This is a genomic window from Microbacterium sp. CFH 31415, from assembly GCF_022538185.1.
Classification (GTDB): Bacteria; Actinomycetota; Actinomycetes; order Actinomycetales; family Microbacteriaceae; genus Microbacterium.
Genome location: NZ_JAKYXC010000019.1, coordinates 1 through 16,717 on the forward strand (window position 1 = coordinate 1; position 16,717 = coordinate 16,717).

Genomic DNA, 16,717 nt, shown 5'->3' on the forward strand with positions numbered 1-16,717 from the left:
CGCCGGACGCACCTGCCGCTCCTCCGGCAGCCGCGCCGCCGGCAGCGGAGCCGCCCGCGGCACCTCCGGCAGCGACCGAGCCGCCCGCGGCGACCGAACCGCCGGCGTCCGAGCCGCCAGCGGCGCCGGACGCGCCCGACGCTCCTCGCCCGTAGCGCAGCACGAAGACCCCTCGCCCTCGGGCGGGGGGTCTTCGCGTGCCTCGGCGCCCTCCGCCCTCTGTGAGCCCGGCTCCCGGAGCGCGCCGTCGGCACGCGGGATAACGTGGAGGGATGACCTCCCCCGTTCCCCTGCGCCGCGTCGGCGCCTCCGGACTCCTCGTCTCGGCCGTCGGCCTGGGCTGCAACAACTTCGGCCGCGCAGGCACCCGCACCGAGAGCCTCGACGGCACGCGGGACGTGCTCGACGCCGCGATCGACGCCGGCGTCACGTTCCTCGACACCGCCGACATGTACGGCAAAGACCCCGGGCTCTCCGAGTCGCTCATGGGTGAGGCTCTGCGCGGTCGTCGGGACCGCGTGGTGCTCGCGACGAAGTTCGGGCACTCGGGCCGCGACATGGGCCTGCCGGTCGTCGGGGCGAAGGCCTCACGGTCGTACGTGCGACAGGCGGTCGAGGCATCCCTCACCCGTCTGCAGACCGAGTGGATCGACCTCTATCAGCTGCACACGCCCGACCCGGGGACACCCATCGAAGAGACGCTCGACGTGCTGGGCGACCTCGTACGCGAGGGCAAGGTCCGCTACATCGGGCACTCCAACCTCAGCGGCTGGCAGATAGCCGAGGCGCACTACGTCGCCGCGCGGCGATCGGGCATCCCGTTCGTCTCTGCGCAGAACCATTACAGCCTGCTGGCGCGCGCGTCGGAGCGCGAGGTGATCCCGGCGGCCGAGCGTTTCCGGCTCGGTTTCCTTCCGTACTTCCCGCTGCACAACGGACTTCTCACCGGCAAGTTCTCGCGCGACCACGCGCCGGAGGACACCCGCATCATGCGGCAGCGTCAGCACGTGTGGCAGGAGGCGCCGTGGGACGAGCTCGAGCAGTTCCAGGCATTCTGTGACAAGCGCGGCATCACGATGCTCGACGCGACCTTCGGCTGGCTGCTCGCCAACCCCGTGCTCGCGAGCGTCATCGCGGGCGCGACGAGTGCGGAGCAGGTCCGCGCCAACGCCGCCGCCGCCACCGCGTGGTCGCCCACTGCGGACGACATCGCGGAGATCGACGCCCTCTTCCCGCTGCCGGAGGACCCGGGCGCGAGGGTCTGACCGCGCTCCGCCGCCCGGTTCGGCGGTCTCGTACGGCGCGGTTCGCCCACGGCGTAGCGCCCGGGTTGTGGGGTGTCCTCGGCCAGGCGTAGCGTCGCTCTCTGTGCGCTGCCGCGGTCGCGGCGGTCTCGGCGCACCGGAAGGGACGGTCGTGCTCGGCAAGCTCCTTGTGCGATACCTGCGACCTGCGTGGCCGCTCATCATCGCCGTTGTCGTCTTTCAGTTCGCGCAGTCGATGGCCTCGCTGCTGCTGCCCACGCTGAACGCCGACATCATCGACAACGGCGTGGTCACCGGAGACATCCCGTACATCTGGCAGACCGGCGGCGTGATGCTCGCGATCAGCCTCGTGCAGATCGCGTGCGCGATCGTGGCGGTCTACTTCGGATCGCGCCTGGCGATGGGCATGGGGCGCGACCTGCGCGGCGACCTGTTCCACCGCGTGGTGGCGTTCTCGCAGCGCGAGGTCGGGCAGATCGGCGCGCCGTCACTCATCACCCGCAACACGAACGACGTGCAGCAGGTGCAGATGCTCGTGCAGGTGTCGGCGACCCTGATGGTCTCCGCGCCGATCCTCGCGATCGGCGGCGTCATCTTCGCGGTCCAGCAGGACGCCGGCCTCTCGTGGCTCATGGCTGTCGCGATCCCGGTGCTGCTGATCATCGTGGGCCTCATCGTGTCGCGCATGGTTCCCGCGTTCACGAAGATGCAGACCCGCATCGACCGCGTGAACCAGATCATGCGCGAGCAGCTCACGGGCATCCGCGTTGTGCGCGCGTTCGTGCGCGAGCCCGAGGAGCAGGTGCGCTTCACCGCGGGCAGCGCCGATGTGCAGGAGACGGCGCTGCGCGCCGGCAACCTCATGGCGCTGATGTTCCCCGCCGTCATGCTCGTCATGAACGTCTCGAGCGTCGCGGTGATCTGGTTCGGCGCCTTCCAGGTGCAGAACAGCGGCGTCGAGATCGGCACCCTGTTCGCGTTCCTGCAGTACCTCATGCAGATCCTGATGGGCGTCATGATGGCGACCTTCATGTTCGTGATGATCCCGCGCGCGGCCGTGTGTGCGAACCGCATCGGCGAAGTGCTCGAGACCGCGCCATCGGTCGACGCGCCGGCGGTCGCGGCATCCGCCCCCGTTCCTGCCGGTCGTGTCGAGTTCGACGCTGTCGACTTCGCCTACCCCGGTGCCGACGACGCCGTGCTGCACGACCTGACCTTCACAGTCGAGCCCGGCACCACGACGGCCGTGATCGGCTCGACGGGCGCCGGCAAGACCACGCTCATCGGCCTCGTCGCACGGCTGTTCGATGTGACCGCCGGCGCGGTGCGCGTCGACGGCGTCGACGTGCGCGAGTACGACCCGGACGAGCTGTGGCAGCGCATCGGGCTGGTGCCGCAGAAGGCCTTCCTGTTCTCCGGCACTGTCGCGTCGAACCTGCGCTACGGCAACGGCGAGGCGACCGACGACGAACTGTGGCACGCCCTCGAGCTCGCTCAGGCGAAGGACTTCGTCTCGGCCCTGCCCGAACAGCTCGAGGCGCCGATAGCGCAGGGTGGCACGAACGTCTCCGGAGGGCAGCGTCAGCGACTGGCCATCGCCCGAGCCCTGGTGAAGCGACCCGAGGTCTACATCTTCGACGACTCCTTCTCGGCGCTGGATCTCGCGACGGATGCCGCGCTCCGCCGCGCCCTCGATGCGCAGCTGCCCGATGCCACGAGGATCGTGGTCGCGCAGCGCGTGTCGACGATCCGCCATGCCGATCAGATCATCGTGCTCGACCACGGGCGCATGGTGGGGATCGGCACCCACGACGAGCTCGTGGAGACGTGCGAGACGTACATCGAGATCGTCGAGTCGCAGCTCGCGGCGGAGGCGGCATGAGCGGCTCGCAGAGCGCCCCTCGGCGGATGCCGATGCAGCGCGGACCGATGGGCCAGGTCGGCGGAGGGGAGAAGGCGCAGAACTTCGGTCCGAGTGCGAAGCGGCTGCTCGGCACGCTGCGCCACGACACGCCCGCGCTCATCGCGGTGCTGATCTTCTCGGTGCTGTCCGTCGCGCTGACGGTGATCGGCCCGAAGCTGCTCGGGAACGCGACGAACGTCGTGTTCGCCGGATTCGTGTCGCTGCAGATGCCGCCCGGTGCGACGAAGCAGCAGGTGGTGGACGGGCTGATCGCGCAGGGGAACGTGGATCAGGCGAACATGATCGCCGCGATGGAGTTCACGCCCGGCGCGGGCGTCGACTTCGAGCAGCTGGCGTGGATCCTCGGTGCCGTGCTCGCGGTGTACGTGCTGGCGAGCGTCTTCGGCTGGCTTCAGGCGCGGATCCTCAACGGCGTCGTCCAGCGTGCCATGCACCAGCTGCGGCTGCGGGTCGAAGAGAAGGTGCACCGGCTGCCGCTCGCCTACTTCGACAAGGTGCAGCGCGGCGAGCTGCTCAGCCGCGTCACCAACGACGTCGACAACATCGGCCAGACGATGCAGCAGACGATCTCGCAGGTCGTGATCTCGCTGCTCACCGTCGTCGGCGTTCTCGTGATGATGTTCGTGATCTCTCCGCTGCTCGCCGTCATCGCCCTCGTGACGATCCCGCTCACCGTGGTGATCACGGTGGTGGTCGCGAAGCGGTCGCAGAAGCTCTTCGCCGCGCAGTGGAAGTCGACGGGCGTGCTGAATGCGCGCGTGGAAGAGACCTTCTCCGGCCACTCGATCGTGAAGGTGTTCGGCCACCAGCGCGAAGTGGAAGCCGACTTCCGCGCCGAGAACGACGAGCTCTACAAAGCGAGCTTCGGCGCGCAGTTCATCTCGGGCATCATCATGCCGTCGATGATGTTCATCGGGAACCTCGTGTACGTCGCGATCGCGGTGGTCGGCGGTCTGCAGGTGGCGGCCGGGCTGCTGTCGATCGGCGATGTGCAGGCGTTCATGCAGTATTCGCGCCAGTTCACCCAGCCACTGAGCCAGCTCGGGTCGATGGCGAACCTCCTGCAGTCGGGTGTGGCGAGCGCCGAGCGGGTGTTCGAGCTGCTCGACGAGGGCGAGGAGCAGCCCGATGACGCCCCGGCGCAGACCGCGCCCGACGCCGCGAGTCACCTCGCGTTCGAGGGCGTCTCGTTCCGCTACTCGCCGGACAAGCCGCTCATCGAGGACCTCTCGCTCACCGCCCAGCCCGGCAGCACGGTCGCAATCGTCGGTCCCACCGGCGCCGGCAAGACGACGTTGGTGAACCTCATCATGCGCTTCTACGAAGTGGATGACGGCCGCATCACGCTCGACGGCGTGGACACCCGTCGCATGACGCGCGACGACCTGCGCGCGCGGACGGGGATGGTGCTGCAGGACACGTGGCTCTTCGCGGGCACGATCCGCGAGAACATCGCGTACGGCCGGCCCGACGCCACCGAGGCGGAGATCCTCGCCGCAGCCACGGCCGCCTACGTCGACCGTTTCGTCCACGCCCTGCCCGACGGGTACGACACGATGCTCGACGACGAGGCGACGAACCTGAGCGTGGGGGAGCGTCAGCTCGTCACCATCGCTCGGGCGTTCCTTGCTGATCCGCGCATCCTCATCCTCGACGAGGCGACGAGCTCCGTCGACACGCGCACGGAACTTCTCATCCAGCGGGCCATGTCGCGTCTGCGCGAGGACCGCACCGCCTTCGTCATCGCGCATCGGCTCTCGACCATCCGCGACGCCGATCTCATCCTCGTGATGGAGGCCGGATCCATCGTCGAGCAGGGCAGCCACGACGAGCTGCTCGTCGCCCGCGGTGCGTATTGGCGGCTCTACAACGCGCAGTTCGAAGCGCCCATGGACCAGGAGATCCTCGAGGACTCGGTCGCGGTCGGAGCATCGGTGTCCGGCGCGCCATCGGCCCCCGCCGCCAAGGACGTGGGGGAGGAATCCACTAGTATGTGAAGACGCGCCCGGACGCCGGGCCGCGCCAATTCGATCGGGAGGACGACGGCGTGTCCGAGGTATCCACCCAGTCGCTCTCGGTGCCCGTGCCCGGTGGGATCATCGACCTGGCGTGGGCGGCGGTCACCGACACGGGTCGCCGGCGTGAGGTGAACCAGGACGCCATGTTCGCCTCGTACCCGCTGTTCGTCGTCGCCGACGGCATGGGCGGTCACGTCGGAGGCGAGATCGCCAGTGCCAGCACCATCGATCGGCTCAAGGTCGTGGCCGACGCGGGCGCCGTCACGCCGAAGGCGATCGAGAAGGCCCTGGCCCGTGCGGTGAAAGACATCGCGTCGCACCCCGAGGCGACAGATGACGGCACCGGCACGACCCTGACCGGGCTGTACCTCGACACGAGCGGCGACACCGCGCACTGGGTCACCCTGAACATCGGCGACTCGCGCGTGTACCTCGTGCGCGACGGCGCCATCGTGCAGATCACCACCGACCACTCCGTCGTGCAGGAGCTCATCGCCTCCGGACGGCTGAGCCCCGAAGAGGCCGAGAATCACCCGTACGGCAACGTCATCACGCGTGCCGTCGGGCCGAGTGAGGGCGTCACGCCCGACTACGTGCGTCTCGACGTCGCCGAGGGCGACCGGTTCGTGATCTGCTCCGACGGGCTCACCAAGGAGCTCACCGACTACGGCATCCGCCACTTCCTCGACGAGAACGCCGACCCGGCCGACGCCGTGAACGCGATGCTCGACGCCGCGCTCGAGAACGGCGGTCGCGACAACATCACGATCATCGTGCTGGACGTCGGGTCGGCGTCGGGCGCCGTGACCGAGGAGGGTGCTGCGGCTGCAGATGACGAGGCTGTCGCCGACGGCGAGGGTCTTGCCGACGGCGGGGCTGTCGCGGATGGCGACGCCGTCGCCGACGGCACGGATGGCGATGGTGCGGATGCCGCTGCCGACGCCCCTACTGACGACGAGTCCTCCCCAACCCAGCGCTGAGCGCCGCCGTCCACACATCGGCGCACCCGCGCCTCAGCGGGGACTGCGCGGCGCTGTACTGAGGTGTGCCTTTCGCCGCTCCCCGCTTCGCTGCTCCTCGCCCCGCCGCGGCCGATCAAGGTTCTGCCGTCGATCCGCTCTCGAACGAGCCGCTGAGCCTGCCGTCGGCCTGGACGCAGCCCTCCCGCCCACCGCTTCCGGTGGTCGCGGCCATCGTCCCGATCGTCGGGGCCATCGGGCTCTGGCTCGTGACAGGATCCATCCTGTCGCTGTGGCTCGCCGCCCTCGGTCCGCTGATCGCGGTGGCGACGCTGGCCGACGCCTCCCGCAGCGCACGACGCGACCGGCGCCGGCACCAGGCCGACGCCGTCCGCGTGCACGCCGAGGTCGCACGGGCGGTGGCGCAGCGACACGATGACGAGCGCCGGCGCGCCTGGGCGCGGCATCCGGATGTCGCCTCCTTCGTCGGCCGCGACGACGAGGTCTGGCGCAGCTCGCCCGGCCGCGACGACCTTCTCGTGATCGGCGAGGGTGAGGTCCCGAGCGCCGTGCGGATCACCGGCGGAGACGGCGACGTGCGTGCGGTCGCGCTTCGGGCGCGGTCGTCCCGCCTGTCGCATGCACCGGTGACCGCGCCCGCAGACGGCGGGGTGGTCGTCGTCGGCGCGCGCGTCATGGCTGCCGCCGTGCAGCGGGCGCTCGTCATCCAGCTCTGTCTCGCTCGTCCGCCGGGAGAGCTCACCATCGTCGGCCCCGTGACCGGCGAGCTCGCCTGGATGGAGGCCCTCCCGCACCGTGGGGTCGGCGCACCTCGGCGGCTCGCGGTCCTCGCTCCGGGGGCGACCGTGCCGCCGGACGCCGACATCGTCGTCGGCCGTTGCGCGAATGGCGACCGCTGCCCCCGCGGTGCGGCACGGTCATCACGGTTCACGCCCCCGACTCCGCGACGGTCGAGCGGGGCGGTGAGGTGGCCGACGTGCACGTCGAGGGTCTCGCGGTGGAGCAGGCGGCCGCGATCGCGGGGATGCTCGCCGAGCGCGCAGAGCGGGTTCTGGGGCTGCGGGGCGGTGACAGCGGCCCGGTGGCGCTCGCTGATCTCCTCTTCGATGCCGCCGCCGCCGACGGACAGGGCGGTCTACCCGCGGTGATCGGGCTCGAGGGACGGCAGACCGCAGTCATCGACCTCGTCGCCGACGGCCCGCACGCGGTGGTCGCAGGCGTCACCGGGTCGGGGAAGAGCGAGCTGCTCATCACCTGGATCCTCGCGCTGTGCCGCACGCACTCGACCAAGCAGGTGACGTTCCTTCTCGCCGACTTCAAGGGCGGCACCGCGTTCGACGCGCTCGCGGCCGTGCCGCATGTGACCGGCGTGATCACCGACCTCGACGGCGCCGGTGCGCGCCGGGCTATCGAGAGCCTCCGGGCGGAGGTGCGCTGGCGCGAGGGCGAGCTCGCCGCGGTCGGCGCCCGCGACATCCTCGACCCGCGTGTGGCCCTGCCGCGACTGGTCGTATTCGTCGACGAGTTCGCCGCGCTGCTCGGCGATCATCCCGAGCTGCATGCCGTCTTCGCAGACGTGGCCGCCCGCGGGCGTGCGCTGGGCATCCACCTCGTGCTCGGCACGCAGCGCGCGGCGGGCGTGATCCGCGACAGCCTCCTTGCCAACTGTCCGCTGCGCATCAGCCTCCGTGTGACGGATGCCGCCGACAGCCGCAGTCTCATCGGCACCGACGAAGCCGCACTGCTGCCAGGCGGAGCCGATGGGAGAGGGCACGCTCTGCTGCGCCGGGCGAGCGATGCCCGCCCGCGGCCGGTGCGCATCGCACTGTCCGATGCGTTCGACGTCGAGGCCGCGGTGGCACGGGGCGGGGACGAGCGGCCGCGCCGTCCGTGGCTGCCGGGACTCTCAGACCGGCTGTCGCTCCCCGAGCTGTCTGAGCTCGCCGGGTCTGCGGTGAACGGCGACGCCATCCTGGTGGGCCTCGCCGACGAACCGAACCTCCAGCGCCAGCGAGCCGCGACCCTCCGCATCGAGGACCGCGGACTGCTCGTGCTCGGCGGCCCTGGGGCCGGCCTCACGAACACTGTCGCGCTCGCCGTGGCCCAGGCTCCGGCGGCGCTCGTGAGGGTGCCGGCCGCACCGGAGCCGATGTGGGACGCCATCGCGGCGCTCGCCGCCGATCCGCCACCCCCGCGCACCCTCGTGTGCATCGACGACCTCGACGCGGTCGCCATGCGGCTCCCGCCCGAGCATGCTCAGGTGGCGCTCGAGCGGATCGAGGAGCTCCTGCGTCGCGCCGGATCGGACGGCGTCCTCGTCGTGGCGAGCGCGCACCGCCTCGCCGGAGGCGTCGCGCGGATCGCCGACCTCTTCCCGAAGCGACTGCTGCTGCCGTTCCCGACGCGCACCGAGCACATCGCCGCAGGCGGCGACCCCACAGCTTTCGAGGCGGGCGCGCCGCCCGGCCGCGGGGCGCTTGACGGCGTTGCGCTGCAGGTCGCGCTCGCACCGAGGCGCCCCAGCGACGCGCCCGATCCGGCACTGGACTGGTACCCCTCGGCGCCACTGACCGCCTTCGCGACGCGGCGTTCGCCCGCGGCGCGGGCTGCCCTCGCGGAGTGGGAGCGGCGAGGCATCCGCTCCGTCTCCGTCGACGGCTACGCGGCCGACCCGGCGGTCACCGCGGACGGTCCGGTCGTCGTCGTCGGTGAGCCCGACGACTGGCAGCGGCACTGGCGCCTGCTCGCCGATGCGCGCGGCGATCACGACCTCGTGGTCGACACGTCCTGCGCCGCCGAGTTCCGGCTGCTGACGGGTTCCCGGGTTCTTCCGCCGTACTGCGAGTCCGGCCGAGGGCGCGCGTGGCTGATCTCGGCCGGGGCCGACGCCGTCCGCATCGTCCTTCCTTCGGTCCAGGTCCGGCCGGACCGTCCCCGCGCGTGGCCTTGATTAGCCCCCGACCGCGCCATAGCGTCACTGTGTGTCTACAACCCCGATCAACCTCGAACGTCCGCAAGGCAAGGGGCTCGCAGCGGGCACGCTGGGACTCTGGGGGTCCACGGTCATCGGCCTCGCCTCGACCGCCCCCGTGTACTCGCTCGTCGCGACGCTGGGCTTCGTCGTGCTCGCCGTCGGCGCGCAGGCTCCCATCGCCTTCGTCATCGCGTTCATCCCCATGCTGTTCATCGCCTTCGCCTACCGGGAGCTCAACAACGCGGTACCTGACTGCGGCACGACGTTCACGTGGGGCACCAAGGCATTCGGCCCGTGGGTGGGCTGGATGGGCGGCTGGGGCGTTGCCGTCGCCGGGATGGTCGTGCTCGCCAACCTGGCACAGATCGCGGGAATCTACTTCTGGGCGCTGATCGACGGGATCGTCCGCTCCTCCGACGACGCCCTGCTCTCCGACAACGTGCCGCTCGTCACGGCGACCGGCGTCGTGTTCATCGCCGCGATGACCTGGGTCAGCTGGCGCGGCGTCGAGATCGGCGAGCGCATCCAGAACGTGCTGCTCGCGATCCAGTACGTCGCGCTGGCGATCTTCGTCGTCGCCGCGCTGTGGAAGTTCTTCGACGGATCCGCCCCCGACCCCACGCCGTTCGACTGGTCGTGGTTCAACCCGTTCGCCTTCACCGAATGGGGCGGGTTCATCGAGGCGATCCTGCTCGCCCTGTTCATCTACTGGGGCTGGGACACCTGCCTGGCGCTCAACGAGGAGACGAAGGACCCGAAGCGCATCCCGGGCCGCGCCGCCCTGCTGACGACGGTCATCCTGCTGGTGACCTACGTCGGCGTCACGATCGCCGCGATGATGTACGCCGGCCTCGGGGACGTCGGCACGGGCCTCGGCAACGAAGCGAACGCCGACGACTTCTTCCTCGCGATAAAGGACGGTCTCCTCGGCCCGCTCGGCTGGGTGCTCGTCGTCGCGGTGATGATCTCGGCGATCTCGTCGACGCAGACGACGATCCTGCCGACGGCCCGCGGGACGCTCTCGATGGCCGCGTACAAGGCGCTGCCGCGCCGGTTCGCCACCGTGCATCCGCGCTACAAGACGCCGTCGTTCTCCACTCTCGTCATGGGCATCGTCGCGAGCGTCTACTACGTCGGGATGACGATCATCAGCGACAACATCCTGCAGGACTCGATCCTGTCGCTTGGGCTCGCCATCGCGTTCTACTACGGCATCACCGGCTACGCGTGCGTGTGGTACTTCCGCCGGGAGCTCTTCACGTCGACCCGGAACTTCTTCTACAAGTTCCTCCTCCCGCTCCTCGGTGCGCTGATGCTGACCTACGCGTTCATCCAGTCGGCGATCGACATGTGGGACATCGACTACGGCTACGGCGGCGGACTGTGGGGCATCGGAAGCACCTTCCTCATCGGAATCGGTGCGCTCGCCTTCGGCGTGCTGCTGATGTTCCTGTGGTTCTTCTTCCCGCGGGCGAAGCCGTTCTTCCACGGGGAGAGCCTCAATCGCGACACCCCGGTGCTCGTACCCGAGGATCCGGCGGACTTCAGCCGCTCGATCGACGGCGGACTCGCGTGATCCCGCAGGTCCGAGCTCTCCTCGCCTGTCACAAAGGGCCGACCGCCGCGGCACTTCGTGACAGGTGAGCGCACCAGAGTGACCCGGCGCGCTGCTCGCCTGTCACAAAGGGCCGACCGCCGCGGCACTTCGTGACAGGTGAGCGCACCAGAGTGACCAGGCGAGCCGAAGAGGCGCAGACGGAGCCGCGCGGTCGCCGCGCCGCATCCTCGACGCATGCGGACACGGGATGAGGTCGACGGGAGACGGCTCACCCTCGTCGCCCAGCTCGGGTGAGCCGGGCGACGAGGTCGAGCGGATCAGGCGAGCGCGGCCTCCAGCGGGGCGAGCTCGAGACCGTGCGCGGTCGCCACACCGGCATTGACCACGCGACCGTCGACGGTGTTCAGGCCGCCCGCGAGCGCGGCATCCGCTCGCAGTGCGTCCTTCCAGCCACGACGCGCGATCTGGCGGATGTAGGGGAGGGTCGCGTTCGTGAGCGCCGAGGTCGACGTGTTGGGCACGGCGCCCGGCATGTTCGCGACGCAGTAGAAGACGCTTCCGTGCACGGGGAAGGTCGGGTCGGCGTGGGTCGTGGGGCGGGTGTCCTCGAAGCAGCCGCCCTGGTCGACAGCGATGTCGACGAGCACGCTGCCCGGCCGCATGCGCGAGACCATCTCGTTCGTGACGAGCTTGGGCGCCTTCGCGCCGGGGATCAGCACCGAGCCGATGACGAGGTCGGAGTCGACGACGGCCTTGTCGAGATCGAACGGGTTGGATGCTGCGGTCTTGATGCGACCCTGGAAGTGGTCGTCGAGGTAGCGCAGGCGCTGCACGTTCGTGTCGAACACCGTGACGTCGGCGCCCATGCCCACCGCGATCACCGCCGCGTTCGCGCCGGCGACGCCGCCCCCGATGACCGTCACGCGGGCCGGCCGTGTGCCCGGAACCCCCGACATCAGCAGACCGAGCCCGCCGGCGGAGCGCATGAGCGTCGCGGCGCCGACCGTCGGTGCGAGACGACCGGCGACCTCGCTCATCGGTGCGAGCAGCGGGAGGCCGCCTCCCGCGACCTGGACGGTCTCGTACGCGATCGCGGTCACGCGGTCTTCGACCAGGCGGTCGGTGAGCGGCCGGTCCGCCGCCAGGTGCAGGTAGGTGAACAGCACCAGGTCGTCGCGGAAGTACGGGTACTCGCTCGCGATCGGCTCCTTGACCTTGAGCAGCAGCTCGGCTCGCGCCCAGACCTCCGCCGCGTCGTCGAGGAGGGTGGCTCCGGCGGACTGGTACTCGCTGTCGGGCATCGACGAGCCGGCTCCGGCGCCGCGCTGCACGAACACCTCGTGGCCCGCGGCGACGAGGTCGTGAACGCCGGCGGGTGTCAGGGCCACCCGGTACTCATTGTTCTTCACCTCGGTGGGGACGCTGATCCTCATCGTGTGATCCTTTCCGCTCCGCCGTTGGAGCGCTCGGGCTCCTTGTGGGAGCGCCTCTAGAAGGCGGGGCGAATCGCCCCGACACTCTGCCCGCCGCCGAGGATCGACAGCGGAAGCTTCTGCATCGTGGCCGCCACCTCGTTCGAGCTGAGGGCGCCGGCGCGCTCGAGCAGGCGCAGCCCGACGGCTGTCGCGGCGCGGCCGCTGCCGTCGAGCATCTTGAGTGCGACGGTCGTGCCGTCGGGGGCGACCATCACCATCACGCCCTCGGCGCCGCCCTTGGCGAAGACGCCGAGCTGCTCATTGACGATGGTGTCGGGCCGCTCGGGGCCGTCGATCGTCCACGGGTTCTCGCGCACCGCCTGCACCAGGGTGCCGGCGCTGCGGTGCAGCGCGAACGGCGACGTCGGCGACGAGTTACCGATGCGGTGGATGGCCCGTGCAAGCCCGAAGAGGGTCGTCGCGTACACCGGCGCGCCGCAGCCGTCGATGGCGGTGGCCGCAGCCTTCTCGCCGAGGAGACGCTCGATGACCTCGCGCACATGGAGCTGGAGCGGATGATCGGCAGCGAGGTAGCCGGCCGGATCCCAGCCGTTCGTGACGCAGGTCAGGAGCATCGCGGCGTGCTTGCCCGAGCAGTTCATGCGGACACGTGAGGGCTCGGAGCGCTCGCGCACCAGCTCGTCGCGAGTGGCGGTGTCTCCGGGCCACGCGGGCGGACAGCCGAGTGCCTCTTCGCCGAGACCTGCCGCCCCGAGGATGTCGCGCACGACCGCCACGTGGCGGTCGGTGCCGGAGTGGCTCGCGGTCGCCAGACCGAGACGTTCCCCCTCGAGCGGGGCGCCCGCTGCGAGGCACGCGAGCGCCTGCAGCGGCTTGAGGCTCGACCGCGGAAGGATCAGCGCAGACGGATCGCCCAGCTTGGTGTGGATCGTGCCGTCGGGTGCGAGCACGACCGCGATTCCCGCGTGGCGGGACTCGATGAAGCCACTGCGGTCGACGACGGCGAGCTCGACGGCGTCGGCTGCGGCGAAGGTCTGCGGCACCCAGCCAGCCTATCGCCGTGGCCGACGGAGACCGCATGACAGACTGTGCACATGTGGGGAGAGCATCGATACTCCGTCCGGACCACGTGGACCGGAGATCGGGGCACCGGCACCTCGGGCTACCGCGACTACGACCGTGCCGTCGCCATCGGCATCGAGGGCAAGCCCACGCTGCAGGCATCCTCTGACAAGCCCTTCCGTGGCGACCCGACGAAGTGGAATCCGGAAGACCTCCTCCTCGCATCACTCAGCGAGTGCCACCTGCTCTCCTACCTGCACGCGTGCGTGCAGGCGGGCGTGGTCGTGGTCGGCTATGAAGACGACGCGTCCGGGCTCATGGTGGAGGACGGCCGGGGCGGAGGAGCCTTCCGCGAGGTGGTGCTGCGGCCTCGCGTGACGGTCGCCGAGGAGTCGATGGTGGATGCCGCGACCGCCGCGCACGCTCAGGCGAACGAGTGGTGCTTCATCGCGAACTCGGTGAACTTCCCGGTGCGGCACGAGCCGACGATCGTGGTCGCAGGGATCAGCGACGCTCGTGCGGCAGGACCTGCTTGATGCGCTCGATCGGGTTCTGCGCGGGCGCCTCGTTGTAGGCATTGGCGAGTTCCTGGCCCGACAGGGCGTGGATCGCGCTCATGATGTCGTCGGTCGCGAGCCGGCGCGCCTTGCCGGAACTGGCGGGGCCGTGATGGGCGAGATCGAGCGGCTCGCCGAACCTGACCGTCGCGCGGTGCTGCCGCGAGGGGCGCTTGGCGCCGACGGGCATGACGTCGTCGGTGCCGATGAGGCCGACGGGGACCACGGGGGCGCCGGTCTGCAGGGCGAGGAAGGCCACGCCCGTGCGGCCCTTGTAGAGGCGTCCGTCGAGCGATCGCGTGCCCTCGGGGTACAGCGCGACGGCTTTGCCCTGGTCGAGCAGCACGCGCTGCTGGTCGAGAGCGTCGAGCGCCGCCTGCCCTGCACCGCGCCGCACGGGGATGGCGCCGATCGCCGTGAAGAACTCGCGCGAGGCCCAGCCCTTGAAGCCGGTGCCCTCGAAGTAGTCAGCCTTCGCGAGGAAGTGCACCGGGCGCGGAGCGGCTACGGGGATGGCGATGGAGTCGATGAATGAGAGGTGGTTGCTCGCGAAGATCACCGGCCCGGTCTTGGGCACGTTGCCTCGGCCCTCGATGTGCGGGCGGTACACGAGGCGCGCGGTCGGGGTCAGCACGAATCGACCGAGGAAGTAGGTGGCGCCCATTCGGGTCGCAGGAGCCTCCGGAGGTGCGACAACGGGCGATTCGTCCGCTTCGGGTACCAGGTCGGAAGTCACCCGTCGAGGGTACTCCCGATTCCATTCCGCTACCGGCATGGCGACTCTCAGCGCAGGCAAAGCAAACATGGGGGAGGATGGGGACTTCCCCTGCAATCGACTCGAGGTCTCACCGTGCGCATTCGCCCGATCGCCGCCCTGTCCGTCGCCGCGTTCTCCGCGGTACTACTGGCGGGTTGCGCCAGCGGCGCGAACCCCAACGCCACGCCCGCGCCCAGTACCAGCGGTGCTGCAGCCGACCTCTGCGCCGCCGCGGCGCCGTCGGGCTCGGCCAGCGACTCGATCACCGTCGAGGGCGAGGTCGGTGAGAAGTCCACCGCGACCTTCTCGGCGCCGCTCGAGGTGGAGGAGCTGCAGAGCACCGTCATCTCGGAGGGTGAGGGCGACCCGGTGGCGGCCGGCGACCTCGTGACCTACGCGCTCACCGCGTTCAGCGCCGAGACCGGCGAGGAGCTCGGCTCATTCGGCTACGACGACGCGCCCGTGCTGCCGCAGCAGATCTCGGGCGACAACCCGCTCGGCCAGTTGCTCGGCTGCGCAACGCCGGGAACCCGGGTCGTCGCTGCGTTCCCGGCCACCGAGCAGGGCGCCGCCGAGGTGTACGTCGTCGACCTCCTCGAGGTCGTCCCGAATGCCGCCTGGGGAGAGCCCGTCGATCCGGCCGAGGGTCTGCCCACGGTCGAGCTCGCCGACGACGGCGCCCCCACCGTGACGCTGCCCGAGGGCGACGCGCCTGCCGAGTTCGAGAAGGCCACCCTCAAGGAGGGTGACGGCCAGGTGGTCGCCGCCGGCGACGGGGTGCTGGTGCAGTACCACGGCGTCTCGTGGGACACCGGCGAGGTGTTCGACGAGAGCTGGGGCGGTGCGCCGTTCTCGTTCACCGCGGGCAGCGGCGTCGTGCAGGGCTTCACCGACGCGGTCGTCGGAGAGACCGTCGGTTCGCAGGTCATCGCCGTGCTGCCGCCGGCCGTCGCCTACGGCGAGGGTGAGATCAACGACGCCGACCTCAAGGGCCAGACCCTCGTGTTCGTCGTCGACATCCTCGGCGTGCAGCCCGCGGAGACTCCGGCGCAGTAGCCCGCTCGGTAGGCTGATCGGATGCGGCGCGTCCTCGTCCTCGGCTCGACAGGCTCGATCGGCATCCAGGCTCTCGACGTCATCCGGGCCAACCCTGGACGCTTCGAGGTCGTGGGACTCTCGGCCGGCTCCAATCGTGCGGTGCTGCAGGCGCAGGCCGACGAGTTCGGGGTCGAGCGCATCGCGCTCGGCGCCGACGAGGCCGAGCAGTTGGTTCGGGATGTCGAGGCCGACGTCGTGCTCAACGGGATCACGGGGTCGGTCGGGCTCGGCCCGACGCTCGCGGCGCTGGAGCGCGGGCGCACGCTCGCGCTCGCGAACAAAGAGTCGCTGATCGTGGGCGGCGATCTCGTGACGGCGATCGCTCAGCCGGGTCAGATCGTGCCCGTCGACTCGGAGCACTCCGCGATCGCGCAGGCGCTGCGCTCCGGCGACCGGGCCGAAGTGCGGCGGCTCGTGCTCACCGCGTCCGGGGGTCCGTTCCGCGGTCGCTCCAGGGAGTCGCTCGCGAGTGTCACACCCGCCGAAGCGCTGGCGCATCCGACATGGGACATGGGCCGCGTGGTCACGACGAACTCGGCGACGCTGGTGAACAAGGGGCTCGAGGTCATCGAGGCGCACCTTCTGTTCCAGGTGCCGTACGGCGAGATCGACGTCGTCGTGCACCCGCAGTCGATCGTCCACTCGATGGTCGAGTTCTCCGACGGCTCCACGATCGCCCAGGCGTCGCCGCCGGACATGCGGCTTCCGATCTCTCTCGGGCTCGACTGGCCTCACCGCGTCTCCGGGGTCGGGCGCCCGCTCGACTGGACGACCGCGACGTCGTGGACGTTCGAGCCCCTCGACGAGGAGGCGTTCCCGGCGGTGAAGCTGGCGAAGCGGGTCGGCCGGGCCGGCGGGACGTTCCCCGCCGTGTTCAACGCCGCCAACGAGCAGGCGGTCGACGCGTTCCACGAGGGGCGACTCGGCTTCACCGGCATCGTCGAGACCGTCGAGCGCGTGGTCGAGAAGCACGAGGCACCCGAGTCGCTCACGCGTGAGTCGCTCGCCGAGGCGGAGCGCTGGGCCCGCGAGGCCGCCGATCGCGCGATCGCAACCGCCGCCGCGTGACCTTTCGCTCTCCCGCTGAT

General features: G+C 70.5%; 13 protein-coding genes. 10 read left to right on the forward strand and 3 right to left on the reverse strand.

From position 1 onward, the window contains the following. Positions 1–272 precede the first annotated feature (272 nt). The 7 genes from MK786_RS16075 to MK786_RS16105 all read left to right on the forward strand — a co-directional run bounded on the left by MK786_RS16075 (position 273) and on the right by MK786_RS16105 (position 10,737). Positions 273–1,265 (forward strand): aldo/keto reductase, encoded by a 993-nt coding sequence (locus tag MK786_RS16075; protein ID WP_241113246.1) that lies wholly within the window; start codon positions 273–275, stop codon positions 1,263–1,265. A gap of 151 nt (positions 1,266–1,416) precedes the next feature. Then, positions 1,417–3,147, forward strand: a complete 1,731-nt coding sequence (locus MK786_RS16080) for an ABC transporter ATP-binding protein (protein ID WP_241113247.1) — start codon at positions 1,417–1,419, stop codon at positions 3,145–3,147. Next, positions 3,144–5,186, forward strand: coding sequence for an ABC transporter ATP-binding protein (locus MK786_RS16085; RefSeq protein ID WP_374200498.1), 2,043 nt, complete (start codon positions 3,144–3,146; stop codon positions 5,184–5,186). Before MK786_RS16080 ends, MK786_RS16085 begins: the two co-directional genes overlap by 4 nt. Positions 5,187–5,236: 50 nt before the next feature. Then, complete coding sequence (locus MK786_RS16090) at positions 5,237–6,187, forward strand: PP2C family serine/threonine-protein phosphatase (RefSeq protein WP_241113248.1); 951 nt, start codon at positions 5,237–5,239, stop codon at positions 6,185–6,187. Between the two features lie 65 nt (positions 6,188–6,252). Beyond that, positions 6,253–7,335, forward strand: coding sequence for a hypothetical protein (locus MK786_RS16510; RefSeq protein WP_241113249.1), 1,083 nt, complete (start codon positions 6,253–6,255; stop codon positions 7,333–7,335). Further along, a complete protein-coding gene (locus tag MK786_RS16100; RefSeq protein ID WP_308220053.1) occupies positions 7,332–9,137 on the forward strand; it encodes an FtsK/SpoIIIE domain-containing protein in 1,806 nt (601 codons plus the stop codon). The genes MK786_RS16510 and MK786_RS16100 overlap by 4 nt, the downstream gene beginning before the upstream one ends. A gap of 31 nt (positions 9,138–9,168) precedes the next feature. Continuing rightward, positions 9,169–10,737, forward strand: a complete 1,569-nt coding sequence (locus MK786_RS16105) for an APC family permease (protein WP_241113250.1) — start codon at positions 9,169–9,171, stop codon at positions 10,735–10,737. Between the two features lie 299 nt (positions 10,738–11,036). On the opposite strand, the gene ald is transcribed toward MK786_RS16105, so the two are convergent. Both ald and MK786_RS16115 read right to left on the reverse strand, forming a co-directional pair. Next, positions 11,037–12,152, reverse strand: coding sequence for an alanine dehydrogenase (gene ald / locus MK786_RS16110; protein WP_241113251.1), 1,116 nt, complete (start codon positions 12,150–12,152; stop codon positions 11,037–11,039). A 56-nt stretch (positions 12,153–12,208) separates the two neighbouring features. Continuing rightward, a complete protein-coding gene (locus MK786_RS16115) occupies positions 12,209–13,198 on the reverse strand; it encodes an asparaginase (protein WP_241113252.1) in 990 nt (329 codons plus the stop codon). Positions 13,199–13,249: 51 nt separating this feature from the next. Between MK786_RS16115 and MK786_RS16120 the strand changes: the two genes are divergently transcribed. Next, positions 13,250–13,753, forward strand: a complete 504-nt coding sequence (locus MK786_RS16120; protein ID WP_241113253.1) for an OsmC family protein — start codon at positions 13,250–13,252, stop codon at positions 13,751–13,753. Here the strand turns inward: MK786_RS16120 and MK786_RS16125 are convergent. Continuing rightward, positions 13,722–14,510, reverse strand: a complete 789-nt coding sequence (locus MK786_RS16125) for a lysophospholipid acyltransferase family protein (RefSeq protein WP_374200499.1) — start codon at positions 14,508–14,510, stop codon at positions 13,722–13,724. The two genes, MK786_RS16120 and MK786_RS16125, sit on opposite strands and share 32 nt — an antisense overlap. 114 nt (positions 14,511–14,624) lie before the next feature. Between MK786_RS16125 and MK786_RS16130 the strand changes: the two genes are divergently transcribed. Together MK786_RS16130 and dxr are read left to right on the forward strand one after the other, a co-directional pair. Beyond that, positions 14,625–15,587 carry an FKBP-type peptidyl-prolyl cis-trans isomerase gene (locus MK786_RS16130; RefSeq protein ID WP_241113254.1) on the forward strand — a complete coding sequence of 321 codons (963 nt, stop codon included), beginning with the start codon at positions 14,625–14,627 and terminating at the stop codon, positions 15,585–15,587. 21 nt (positions 15,588–15,608) lie between these two features. Next, entirely contained in the window at positions 15,609–16,697 is a 1,089-nt protein-coding gene (gene dxr, locus MK786_RS16135; protein ID WP_241113255.1) for a 1-deoxy-D-xylulose-5-phosphate reductoisomerase, read from the forward strand. Positions 16,698–16,717: the final 20 nt, after the last annotated feature.

Excerpts from the sequence above, each read along its gene's own strand:
- MK786_RS16075 (WP_241113246.1), top strand. The coding sequence starts at position 273 with ATGACCTCCCCCGTTCCCCTGCGCCGCGTCGGCGCCTCCGGACTCCTC.
- MK786_RS16085 (WP_374200498.1), top strand. The coding sequence starts at position 3,144 with ATGAGCGGCTCGCAGAGCGCCCCTCGGCGGATGCCGATGCAGCGCGGA.
- ald (WP_241113251.1), bottom strand. The coding sequence starts at position 12,152 with ATGAGGATCAGCGTCCCCACCGAGGTGAAGAACAATGAGTACCGGGTG.
- MK786_RS16120 (WP_241113253.1), top strand. The coding sequence starts at position 13,250 with ATGTGGGGAGAGCATCGATACTCCGTCCGGACCACGTGGACCGGAGAT.
- dxr (WP_241113255.1), top strand. The coding sequence starts at position 15,609 with ATGCGGCGCGTCCTCGTCCTCGGCTCGACAGGCTCGATCGGCATCCAG.